This is a genomic window from Streptomyces sp. NPDC031670 (genome assembly GCF_055580545.1).
This window is the reverse complement of the sequence record NZ_JBVILC010000025.1, coordinates 30649-42538: the sequence shown is the minus strand read 5'-3', so window position 1 is coordinate 42538 and position 11890 is coordinate 30649. Positions and strand designations below refer to the sequence as shown.

9 protein-coding genes and 2 pseudogenes are annotated in these 11890 nt (G+C 69.8%); 10 read left to right on the top strand and 1 reads right to left on the bottom strand.

Annotation, left to right across the window (positions count from 1 at the left end; all coding sequences use genetic code 11):
- Positions 1-246 precede the first annotated feature (246 nt).
- The 4 genes and pseudogenes from ACZ5ID_RS31750 (at position 247) to ACZ5ID_RS31735 (ending at position 2429) form a co-directional block, all read left to right on the top strand.
- Positions 247-1638, top strand: coding sequence for a nicotinate phosphoribosyltransferase (locus ACZ5ID_RS31750; protein ID WP_468904796.1), 1392 nt, complete (start codon positions 247-249; stop codon positions 1636-1638).
- 135 nt (positions 1639-1773) lie between these two features.
- Positions 1774-1854 (top strand): annotated as a pseudogene (locus tag ACZ5ID_RS31745) (hypothetical protein); the annotation flags it as partial.
- 127 nt (positions 1855-1981) lie between these two features.
- Positions 1982-2242, top strand: a pseudogene (locus tag ACZ5ID_RS31740) (Hsp20/alpha crystallin family protein); the annotation flags it as partial.
- Between the two features lie 28 nt (positions 2243-2270).
- Positions 2271-2429, top strand: coding sequence for a hypothetical protein (locus ACZ5ID_RS31735; protein ID WP_468904911.1), 159 nt, complete (start codon positions 2271-2273; stop codon positions 2427-2429).
- 220 nt (positions 2430-2649) lie between these two features.
- Here the strand turns inward: ACZ5ID_RS31735 and ACZ5ID_RS31730 are convergent, their stop codons facing one another.
- Positions 2650-2838: a hypothetical protein gene (locus tag ACZ5ID_RS31730; RefSeq protein ID WP_468904793.1), complete on the bottom strand. Its 189-nt coding sequence runs from the start codon at positions 2836-2838 to the stop codon at positions 2650-2652.
- A 412-nt stretch (positions 2839-3250) separates the two neighbouring features.
- Here ACZ5ID_RS31730 and ACZ5ID_RS31725 point away from each other — a divergent pair, with 412 nt between their 5' ends.
- The 6 genes from ACZ5ID_RS31725 to ACZ5ID_RS31700 all read left to right on the top strand — a co-directional run bounded on the left by ACZ5ID_RS31725 (position 3251) and on the right by ACZ5ID_RS31700 (position 11851).
- Positions 3251-3751: a hypothetical protein gene (locus ACZ5ID_RS31725; protein WP_468904790.1), complete on the top strand. Its 501-nt coding sequence runs from the start codon at positions 3251-3253 to the stop codon at positions 3749-3751.
- A gap of 428 nt (positions 3752-4179) precedes the next feature.
- The gene (locus ACZ5ID_RS31720; RefSeq protein ID WP_468904787.1) at positions 4180-5079 is read left to right on the top strand and encodes a universal stress protein; all 900 of its coding nucleotides are present in this window, start codon (positions 4180-4182) and stop codon (positions 5077-5079) included.
- 53 nt (positions 5080-5132) lie between these two features.
- A complete protein-coding gene (locus tag ACZ5ID_RS31715; RefSeq protein WP_468904785.1) occupies positions 5133-7544 on the top strand; it encodes a glycoside hydrolase family 65 protein in 2412 nt (803 codons plus the stop codon).
- Positions 7545-7640: 96 nt separating this feature from the next.
- A complete protein-coding gene (locus tag ACZ5ID_RS31710) occupies positions 7641-8519 on the top strand; it encodes a potassium channel family protein (RefSeq protein ID WP_468904783.1) in 879 nt (292 codons plus the stop codon).
- 120 nt (positions 8520-8639) lie between these two features.
- On the top strand, positions 8640-11300 hold the full coding sequence (locus ACZ5ID_RS31705) for a cation-translocating P-type ATPase (RefSeq protein ID WP_468904780.1): 2661 nt from the start codon (positions 8640-8642) through the stop codon (positions 11298-11300).
- 131 nt (positions 11301-11431) lie between these two features.
- Positions 11432-11851 (top strand): CBS domain-containing protein, encoded by a 420-nt coding sequence (locus tag ACZ5ID_RS31700; RefSeq protein ID WP_468904777.1) that lies wholly within the window; start codon positions 11432-11434, stop codon positions 11849-11851.
- Positions 11852-11890 lie beyond the last annotated feature (39 nt).

Below are 11890 nucleotides of genomic sequence, written 5' to 3'. Positions count from 1 at the left end.
GGGAACCTTCACCAGTCCGCCGACGAGCACTCTCAACGCGACGACCAGTGGCTGGATGGTAGGCGGTATGGCGGCCTTCGGCGTGGCCGCCGGGTCCTACGCGCCCTGGGCGGGCATGCGCCTGGTCCTGGACCGGAGAAGGTTGCACAGTGGGACGCCGAGTGGGACCTGGTGGAACCGCAGTGGTCCGCGCGCTTCCGCCGGTGACGACCGGCAAGCCGGACGGAAGCCCAGGAGGTGACACCGATGTCGGACGCGACGACCACCGATCTGTACGAAGTCACGATGGCCATGTCCTACCTGCGGGAGGGGATGACCGGCCCGGCGACGTTCAGCCTCTTCGTCCGCAACCTGCCCCCTGAACGCGGCTTCCTGGTGGCGGCGGGGCTCGAGTCGGCACTCGACTACCTGGCCGACTTTCGTGTCGGGCCCGAGGACGCCGACGCCTTCGCTTCCGCGCTGCACCGGCCGCCAGGGGACCTGGCGCCGCTGCTCGGCCTGACGTTCACCGGCCAGGTGCGGGCAGTGCCGGAGGGTCGGATCGTGTTCGCGGGTGAGCCGCTGCTGGAGGCGACCGCCCCCCTTCCGCAAGCGCAACTGGTCGAGTCGTACGTGCTCAACCGGCTCAGCCATCAGACGATGATCGCTTCGAAGGCCGCGCGCTGCGTGCTCGCGGCGGCCGGTCACCCGGTCGTCGACTTCTCCCTGCGGCGCACCCACGGCCCGCAGGCGGGGTTCGAAGCCGCCCGTCTGGGTGCGATGGCCGGCTTCGCCGGGACCAGCAACGTGGCGGCAGCCACCGCTGAGGGCATTCCCGCCGTCGGCACGATGGCCCACTCCTTCGTGGAAACGTTCGCCTCGGAGGAGGACGCGTTCCGCGCCTTCGCCCGCTGCCACCCCGGCCCGGTGACCCTGCTGGTGGACACCTACGACACGGAGGAAGGCGTCCGCGTCGCGGCTCGCGTCCTGCGGGACCTGGACCGCGGGCCCGGCTCCGCCGTGCGGCTGGACAGCGGTGACCTCGGGGACCTGGCCGTACGGACCCGGTCGATCCTCGACGACGCAGGCCTGCAGGACGTGCAGATCATCGCCAGCGGTGGTCTCGACGAATACGCGGTGGACGACCTGGTGCGCTCCGGAGCACCGATCGACACCTACGCCGTGGGCACCCGTGTCGGTGTGTCGGCCGACGCGCCGTACCTGGACTCCGCTTACAAGCTGGTCGAGTTCGACGGCCACCCGGTGATGAAGCTCTCGTCAGCGAAAGTGACAGCACCCGGCCGCAAGCAGGTGTTCCGCCGCCCCGACTGCGTCGACGTGATCGCTCTCGCCGACGAGCCGCCACCCGCCGACGGCGTTCCGCTGCTGGAGACGGTGATGCTGAACGGGCAGCGCACCGGCAGGAGGCCCACGCTCCACGAATGCCGGAAGAGACTCGCCGCTGACTTGGGGGAGCTGCCCCCGGCCGCACGCCGGATCCGAGCACCCGTCGCGCCCCGGGCGACGACCTCCGAGCGACTGAGCGTACTCACGGCCCGCCTCCGGCAACGCATCGAAGACCAGATCCTGTCGGCCCCCTCCGCGCAGCAAGCCCCGGGAGGAGACCCGCCAGGGTCGTATCGGTCGGCTCCGAGGTGAGGAGGAATGCGTTGCCACATCCGTGGTGGACGGTTCGTCTTCATCTGTTCGAGGACTGCGCGGGAACAACGAACGCACACCTGATCCTGGACACCGGCACCGGAACTCACCGGTCACGAGACCGCGCACTGCCATCCGGCGGACTCGAACGTACCGGAGACCGGTGACGAACCGGCAGCGGGCGGGCCAGGAACGACCCGGGCGTGCAACTGCTGAAGACCGCCGAGCGCGACACCGAGGGCACGGGCGCATCGCGGCCACACGGCCGGTGAGGTCGCCGGGTGACCCACGTGACCGACGGCGGCACAGCGCCCCCGAGGCAGAAGTCAAGGAGGGATCAGCCATGACACATCCCGCGCGACACAGCAGAGGTGGGCTTCCGTCAGCCCTGCGGGAGCTTGAGGACCTCCAGATCACCGTGGAGGTCGCCGAAGGCGAACTCGACATCCACGGTGAGATCCGGGAGAAGGAACGCACCGGGACGGTGCGTCGGCAGACCCCTCGCATCGGCCAGTTCGACTACCGCACGATTCTGCCGCCGAACTCCGACACCGAGCACATCAGCGCGGATCTGAACAAGGGAATCCTCGCGGTGAAGGTCCCCAAGAACCGTGAAGGGCAGGTGTTCCTTCGTGACCCAGCCTCTCGAATGGACGGACCTGCGCTGGCCGGTGCGCGACCCGATGACCGGGACGGGCTACCCGCAGGTCCTGCTGCGCCTGGGCTACGGCCCCAACGGTCCCGGCACGCCGCGCCGCCCTGTGTCGGAGGTACTCGACATCGAAGCCTGAGCCTGGGCTGTCCACGGCCGGGTCCGCGTCAGGACGTCGAGGTGGGACCGCAACCCCGAGTCGCTTTGTTCACGAGTTTGAGTTTGAGCAGCGTTTGTGCGCCAGCTTGGGAGGCGCTGAATCCGGATCGGAAATCGAACATCGGCCTCGGTGAGAACTGCGGGGCTCCGGCGTCTTGCGATGCAGCGGCGGGGCCCTCGCCGTGTCTGTAGGGGACTGGTCAGTTGCAGCCGTCGGAGCACGAGGTCGTCGTGCCATTCACGGCGGATTTGTCGTCGTCGCAGACGGGTTCGCCCTCGCAGGGTTCCTTGCCTTCCATGATGACGAAGGCGGCGATGAAGAATCCGGCGAGTGGGTCCGAGCCAGGTCCAGCCGAAGAGAGGAAGGTCAGCAGGCCGGAGGTGCACATCTGTGGGGAGCGTTTCATGCGTGGGCCGATCGGGGAACCGGCAGGTCCGGATGGCCCTGGGCGGTTCCCTGCGCGCGGAGAGAGGCTGTGGGTAACACGCCCGCGTCTGCCGGGTCGGGCGGACGCGAAGCGAACGACCCGGAGGGTGATCATCATGCGCAGAGCGAGTAGGCGGGCTGCCGCCGCACTGGCGGCCCTCGCACTGGCCGGCACGGTGGCCGCTGGATGCGCGGCAGGCAACAGCAGCCCCTCAAGTGGTGCTTCCATCCGCCCGGCCGCCCAGCCCAGCCCCTCGGCCAGCGACTGCTGGAGGTCGAACACATCGGGCGACGACTGGGATGACTGGGGCTCATGGGGGCCCGGTATGGGGCCGGGCATGATGGGCCGCGATGACTGCTCGTGGGGCCCCGGCATGACGGACGGACACTACTGGCAGCGCGGCGACGGCACCCCGGTGAAGACCCAGGACCAGGCCCGACAGCGGGCCGACGCCTTCGCGAACCGGCTCGACCTGCGCGTCGGCGAGGTCATGCAGTTCTCGAAGAACTTCTACGCCGAGCTGAAAACCCCCTCCGGGACGCTGGCCACCGAGATCCTCGTCGACCCGGCCGACGGTGACACCGGGATCGAATACGGCCCGGCAATGATGTGGAACACCGACTACGGCATGCACCCCCGCAGCCAGACCCAGACTCGCATCTCCCCCGACCAGGCTCAGGACCGCGCCCAGCAGTGGCTGAGCGACCAGGGCAGCAAACTGACCGCCGACGAGGCGGAGGCCTTCCCGGGCTATTACACCCTGCACACCCTGCGCTCCGGGAAGATCAACGGCATGCTGTCGGTCAACGCCTCCACCGGCGCCGTGTGGGACCACACCTGGCACGGCACTTACATCGCCACCAGCGAACACTGACAGGGGGCATCCTCACGGAACATTCGAACAGTGGCCTCCGCCGGTGCCGCTCGAAGTCGCGACCATCTGCTGTCCTCCGTTCTCGTGGACAAGGCCACCTGGGCGCGGTCATATGCTCCTCGGCGGTCATTGCCCCCTCCTCGGTGAGCTCGGACAGATGATCCGGGCGTCGCGTGCCGGACGGCTACCGCTGGGAGGGTCATCGCATCCCTCACGATGTGCGGGGTCTCAGGCATGTCCCAGGTTGTTGGAGCGCGCCGGGCGCTTGGTCGGGCCATACATCTCCGGCGTCGTCGCGACCCCGTGCACCGCAACCCGCCGACGGCCACCCGATCCGAGCGCCCGCCCGCATGTCGCGGCGGCCCGCGGGCGGTGCGACGGTATTCACAGGGGGTTTGTCAGCAACGGGACGGAAGGCGGTGGCCCCGATGGAACTCCCGCTGGTCGTGGGCGTCGACGGATCGGAATCTAGTCTGCTGGCGGTCGACTGGGCGGTGGACGAAGCGGCCCGTCACGGCCTGCCGCTGCGGCTTGTCCATGCGTCCCTCTGGGAGCGTTATGAGAGAGCCCGGCCCTCCCTCAGCGCCGATCGCCCAGCCGGAGAGGTCATGGCGCAGAACATCGTCGCCTCCTGCGCCCACCGAGCCCAGCTCCGCGACCCCGAGGTGAAGGTGTCCGCCGACGTCGTGGCCGCCGATGCGGTGTCCACGCTGCTTCGAGCGGGGTCCGAGGCATTCGCCCTGGTCACGGGCGTTCGTGGGCGCGGCGAGGTCGCCGGGCTGCTGCTGGGGTCGGTCAGCCTCACGGTGGCTGCTCGCGCCACGTGCCCGGTCATCGTCGTCCGAGGCGACGAGCGCAACCTTCGAGGGTCCCCTGGCCGGGTCGTGGTGGGAGTCGGCGATGCGACCGGCGGCACGGATGCCGTACGGTTCGCCGCCCAAGAGGCCGACTCCCGGGGCTGTGCCCTGACCGCCGTACGGGCCTGGCGCAGTCCGGTTCACGAGCCGGGCTCTCCTCCCGCAGAGTCCGTCCCGGGGGACCCGGGGCTCGCGGCGGAAGCCGCCGGGGCGCCCGAAGATCAGGTCTCGGCCACCCTCGACGACGCGCTGCGCGAGGTCGTGCGGGAGCATCCCGAGGTCAATGCCACGCGCAGCGCGGTCGAGGGCCCCGCCCATCGTGTCCTGCTGGAGGCTTCGGCCCATGCCGACCTGATCGTCGTCGGTGCTCTGCGCCGGCACGGGCACTTCGGTCTGCAACTCGGCAGTGTCGCCCACGCCTTGCTGCACCACTCCGCGTGCCCGGTCGCCGTCGTCCCTCATCGGTTGTGAGGTTCACCGTGCAGGCACCGCTTCCACGGCTTCCGAACTGAGGAGGGCGACGGATGTCGGAGTGGACGTGGGAGTGGAAGGGATACAACCCCGCTGCCGAACAACTGCGGGAATCGCTCTGCACGCTCGGCAACGGCTACTTCGCCACAAGAGGTGCGGTGCCCGAGTGCCGGGCGGGACTGGTGCACTACCCGGGAACCTACGCGGCCGGATGCTACAACCGCCCGGAGTCGACCGTGGCGGGACGCGAGGTGGTGAACGAGGACCTCGTCAACCTCCCGAACTGGCTGCTCCTACGCTTCCGCGTGCGCCGCGCCGAGGGAGCGTGGGGCCCTTGGTTCTCCCCTCATCCGCACACCCTCCTCGACCACCGGCACTCCCTGGATCTGCGCCGCGCCACGCTCACCCGGTTCTTCCGCCACCGGGACGAGAGAGCGGGCGTGGTCGCTGTCGAACAGACCCGCCTGGTGCACATGGGTGATCCTCATCTGGCCGCGCTGCGGACGGTGTTCACGGCCGAGGACTGGTCGGGAGAGGTCGAGATCGAGTCCTGCCTCGACGGCGAAGTGCTCAACGGCAATGTGCACCGTTACCGCGCCCTCAACCACCACCAGCTGGCCCAGGTGCGGACCGGGGCCCGGGAACCCCACACCCTCTGGCTGACGTGCCGGACCAGCACCTCCGACATCAGTGTCGCCATGGCCGCCCGGACCGTCGTCACCGACCGATCTCCGACGTCGTCGGACCTCCGCCCAGCCCGCCACCGTGCCGTGCACCGCCTGGTGCTCCCGCTCGCTCCCGGCCGTCCCGCCGCCGTGGAGAAGACCGTGGCGCTGCACACCTCACGCGACACGGCGATCAGTGATCCGCTCGGGGCGGCAGTCGACCGAGTGTCGGCGGCGGCTGACTTCGCGGGCTTGCTGAACTCCCACGTCGCGGTCTGGGAACGGTTGTGGCGGCGCGCGGAGATCCAGGTGCCCGGCCAGTCCGGGCGCATCCTGCGCTTCCACCTCTTCCACCTCCTGCAGACGCTGTCACCGCACACCGCGGACCTGGACGTGGGCGTCCCCGCCCGCGGGCTGCACGGCGAGGCGTACCGGGGCCACGTCTTCTGGGACGAGCTGTTCGTCCTGCCGTACCTCAACCTGCACTTCCCGGAGGTCTCCCGGGCTCTGCTGAACTACCGGTACCGACGCCTCCCACGGGCCTGCGAAGCCGCCGCCGCGATCGGCCGGAGCGGGGCGATGTACCCGTGGCAGAGCGGCAGCGACGGCCGCGAGGAGACCCAGGAGTGGCACCTCAACCCCCGCTCGGGGCGATGGCTGCCGGACCACTCGCGGCTCCAGCACCACGTGGGCTCGGCGATCGCCTACAACGTGTGGCAGTACTGTGAGGCCACCGGTGACACCGAGTACCTGCATACCAAGGGTGCGGAGATGCTGCTGCAGATCGCCCGCTTCTGGGCGGACCTAGCCGTCTTCGACCCCGCGACGGAGCGCTACCACATCCGCGGAGTCGTCGGCCCCGACGAATACCACGACTCCTATCCGGGCGCCGAGCTGCCGGGGCTGCAGGACAACGCGTACACCAATGTCACCGCCGCCTGGGTGCTCGGCCGCGCCCTGGACCTCCTGCGGCGCCTTCCCGCCTGGCGCCGGGAGGAGCTGCGCGACCGCATCCGACTGGACGACGACGAACCCCCGAAATGGGAGGAGATCTCCCGACGGTTGTGGGTGCCGTTCCACCGTGGCGTCATCAGCCAGTTCGAGGGCTACGGCGATCTGGCCGAGCTGGACTGGGACGCCTATCGCACACGCTACGACAACGTCCGGCGGCTGGACCGGATCCTGGAGGCGGAGGGCGACACGGTCAACCGCTACAAGGCGTCCAAGCAGGCCGACGTCCTCATGCTCGGCTACCTGTTCTCACCCGCGGAGCTTCGGCAGCTGTTCGAGCGGCTCGGCTACGACCTGGACGACGATATCTGGCGCGGGACCGTCGACTACTACCTCCGGCGCACCAGCCACGGCTCCACGCTCAGCGGCCTCGTCCACGGCCTGGTCCTCACCAGGGCCAGACGGGCCGAGGCATGGCAGTACGTCCAGGAGGCCCTTGAGGCTGACATCGCCGACATCCAGGGCGGCACGACCGGCGAAGGCATCCACCTCGGGGCGATGGCCGGAACCCTCGACCTGGTCCAGCGTGGGCTGACGGGCCTGGAGACACGTGAGGACGCCCTGTGGCTGGACCCCGTGCCTCTTCCGGCGCTCTCCGAGTACGGATTCTCGCTGCGTTACCGCGGCCACTGGGGGGTGCGCATACGCCGCCTGAGCGGACAGTTGCAGATCGGCGTGCCCGACTCGGAGGAGTCGGCGATCCGCGTGGTGCTGGCGGACCGGGCCGTGACCGTGGCGCCTGGGGAGACCTGCACGCTCGTTCTGAAGGCGGATGATCCGAGCGAATGAGCGTGGCGTACCCGCATCCGCGCTGTCCCGCGCCGCCCACGGCCTAGGCTCCAAGGCGGGTTTCCGTTTCATGCCAATAGGCCGTGGGAGACGCGGATGAAGTGGTTGGTCTCACTGGCCGGTGCCGGGCTCGTCATGGTCACCCTGCGGGACCTGTTCCACACCCTCTGGCACCCCACACGCCACGGTGGCCTGAGCCGCCTCGTGATGACAGCACTGTGGCGCCTCGCCCTGCGTTTCCGCGCGCCCGGCCGCGTGGTCGGGCTCGTCGGGCCGCTCGCCATGGTCACGGTCGTGAGCATGTGGTCCGTCACCGTCGTCCTCGGCTGGGCGATCGTCTACTGGCCCCACATGCCCGGGGCGTTCGCCTTCTCCCCCGGTTCCCAGGCAGCACAGCAGCCGGCACTGCTCGACTCCGTGTATCTGTCGCTCGTCACGGTGGCCACCCTGGGGCTGGGTGACATCGCACCCGACGAGGGCTGGCTCCGTCTGGTCTCACCGCTCGAAGCCCTCATCGGTTTCGCTCTCCTGACGGCCACTGTCTCCTGGGTGCTGGAGATCTATCCTGCGCTGACCCGCAGGAGGGTCCTGGCCGTCCGGCTGGCTCTGCTGCGCGACGCGGATCCGACGACGCGGCAGCTCGACAACACATCGGGGGCACTGCTGCTGGACAGCCTGGCCACCGATGTCGCACGCGTCCGCATCGACTTCACCCAGTACGCCGAGGCGTACTACTTCCATGACGGGGAGGACCACTCGTCGCTGGCGGCCATGGTCGGCTACGCCGCCGTGCTCGCCCAGCGCGGGCAGGCGGCGGAACGGCCTGAGGTGCGACTGGCGGGCGCCCTGCTCGCAGGCGCGATGAAAGACCTCGCCAACATCCTCGACCAACGTTTCCTCCATACGGGCGGCCCGCCGACGGAAGTGTTCGCCGCATACGCCGCCGACCACGGCCGCGACCTTGCTCAGCCGTGAGCGAGCAAGGGTGGCACTCTGAGAAACGGGGTTCCGTCCTCAAGGGGCGGCCGGTCACAGGACGGGAGCGGTTATGGCACCCAGCACGCAGAGCTGTCCGGGCATGCCTCAGCGGCGGCCGTGAACCACCGCAGTGGCAGCCAGAGGCCCGCTGCCGAGGCAAGCCGACGCTCGGACTCGGCTCCCTCGACAGGTCTGTCGTCGGAGGAGGCCGCAGGGCGTCTGAGGCGCCATGGGCCCAACGAAATCCCCTTGGAACCGCGGACCCCGGTGTGGCGGCGGGTGCTGCAGCAACTGCGTGACCCACTGATCCTCGTCCTGCTCGTGGCGGCCGCCCTGACTGTCGCCACCGGCGATCTCTCCGACGCCTCCGTGATCCTGCTCGTGATCACCGTGAACACCGTGGTCGGCGTCGTCCAGGAGGTGCGGGCGGAAGAGGCCGTACTGGCCCTGTCCGCCATGAGCGCCCCCGCCGCCAGGGTGGTGCGAGACGGTGAGGAACTCTCTGTCCCGGCAGCCGAGGTGGTTCGGGGCGACCTCGTCCTGGTGGCCGAGGGAGACATCGTCCCTGCTGACGGAGAGGTGCTCACTGCGACGTTGCTGCTGGCGGACGAGTCGTCGCTGACAGGTGAGTCCGCTCCGGTGGAGAAGGCCCCCGCCGGTGAAGGGGCGGGTGGGGTGGTGTCGGCGGGCACGGTCATCGTCCGGGGCCACGGGCGGATCGTCGTGATCGCCACCGGTACCGACAGCGCCCTCGGCCAGATCGCCGCTCTCATGGGCGCCGCGCCCGGTCTCACCCCGTTGCAGCACCGGCTGGCGAACTTCGGCCGTGCTCTCGCGATGGTCACCGTCGCACTGTGCGCGGTCGTGCTCACCCTCGGGCTGGTGCGCGGACAGCCTGTGGAACTGATGATCGTGGCGGCGATCAGCCTCGCCGTCGCCGCCGTTCCGGAGTCTCTCCCCGCCGTGGTGACACTCGCTCTCGCCCTGGGAGCCCGGCGCATGGCGGACCGGCACGCCATCGTCCGCAGACTGCCGGCGGTGGAGACGCTGGGCTCGGTGACCGTGATCGCCACCGACAAGACCGGCACCCTGACCGAGGGCCGGATGGCGGCCGAGCAGCTGTGGACGACCTCCCTCGGCGAGGCGACGGTCATGGGGACCGGCTACGCGCCCGAGGGCCGGGCCGTACGCGGCGGCGAGACCGTGACTCCGCGCGAGGCACCCGACCTGGCGGCGTTGCTGCGGGCCGCGATGCTGTGCAATGACGCGGCGCTGCAGCCCCCTTCGGACCACTCCCGGGAATGGAGCGCGCTGGGTGATCCCACCGAGGCTGCCCTGCTGGTGGCCGGGGCTCGACTCGGGCTGGACAGGACCGCACTGGACCGCGAACATCCGCGTGTGGAGGAGATCCCGTTCGACAGCGACCGTAAACGCATGACCACGGTGCACCGTCGGCCCGAGGGCGGAGTGCGGGTCGTGTGCAAGGGAGCGCCGGAATCCGTACTCCGGCCGTCAATCCTGTCCGACAGTCCCGAGGCGGTCGCCCGAGCGGCAGCACGGGCGGAGACACTGGCCCGTCACGGGTACCGCGTGCTCGCCGTCGCCGCGGCCAGCCACGAGGACACGGCACCACAACCCCCGACCTGGGAGTCCGGCCTGTCGCTCCTCGGCCTCGTCGGCATCCTGGACCCGCCCCGCAACGCATCGGAACCGACCATCACCGCCTGCAAGCGGGCCGGCATCATCCCCGTACTGATCACCGGTGACCACCCGATGACCGCACGGGCGGTGGCCGATCGCCTCGGCATCGCCACCCGGGACGAGCAGGTCACCACAGGGGACCGGATCCGGGAGGGCACGGCGGGCGACCTGACGGGTGTACGGGTCTACGCCCGCACTACTCCCGAGCAGAAGCTGGACATCGTCCAGGCGTGGCGCGAGGCCGGGCACGTGGTGGCGATGACGGGTGACGGCGTCAACGACGGTCCGGCGTTGCATCAGGCCGACATCGGTGTCGCCATGGGGCGGCGCGGCACCGAGGTGGCACGCCAGGCTGCCGATCTGGTGCTGGCCGACGACAACCCGGCCACGATCGTGTCCGCCGTCGAGGAGGGACGCCGGGTGTACGCGAACGTACGCCGGTTCCTGCTCTACGCACTCGCCGGGGGCACGGCGGAGATCCTGGTCATGCTGCTGGGCCCCTTCCTGGGGATGCCGCTACCACTCCTGCCCGCACAGATTCTGTGGGTCAACCTGCTCACACACGGTCTGCCCGGCGTCGCTCTCGGTGCGGAACCCGTCGCCCCGGACACGATGCGCCGCCCGCCTCGGCCGCCCGCGGAGAGTGTGCTGGGGGCAGGGCTGTGGCCGCGCATCCTGTTCATGGGCGCCTTCATCGCCACGGTGACGCTCGCGGCCGGCATCTGGGCGCGGGAGACCGGACGCCCCTGGCAGTCCATGATCTTCTTGGTGCTCGGGGCGACCCAGCTAGGCGTGGCACTCGGATCCCGGGCACGCCCGGGCAGCCTGGCCAACCCGTTCCTGCTGATCGCGGTGGGAACAGCCTTGAGCCTCCAGGCGGCCGGCGTGTACTTGCCGCCCCTCCAGGACCTGCTGGGTACGGAGCCTCTGTCTCCCACCGATCTGGTGATCGCCTGCGCCCTGTCCGGCCTCGGCCATGTCGTCATGCGGCTCCAGACACGGCTGAGACCGGAACGCCCGCCGCGCGGGGGCCCACCGGCAGCCCGGAACGTCATCGAGCGCACCGCCACGCGCTGACGTGAGCACCTTTTCCCCGGCATGCGCAGGGGAGGTGAGCGTCCGACACTGGTCTTGAGGACGAGACCGGCCGGGGCGGGCCCCACTCCACGAGTTCCCCGCGCTGACGACGACGCCGGAAGGACACGACCATGACGACTGCCCAGGAGATCATGCACGCCGGTGCCACCTGCGTGCAGGAGAGCGAAACACTTCAGGACGCGGCGCGCAGGATGAAGGAACTGGACGTGGGGGCCCTGCCGATCTGCGGGGAGGACGACCGACTCCACGGGATCCTCACCGACCGCGACATCGTGGTGAAGTGTCTCGCCAAGGGCAAGGACCCCAGGACCATGACCGCCGGCCAACTGGAACACGGCAAACCCATCACGATCGATGCCAAGGCCGATGCCGACCAGGTCCTGCACACCATGGAGGAGCACAGGATCCGTCGGCTGCCGGTGACCGACGATCATCGCCTCGTCGGGATGATCAGCGAGGCGGACCTCGCACGCCACCTGCCCGAGGACCAGGTGGGCCACTTCGTCGAGGTCGTCTGCGCGACCTCCTGACCGACCCGTCATTCCCCAGCGAATCTTCGTCGAACATCG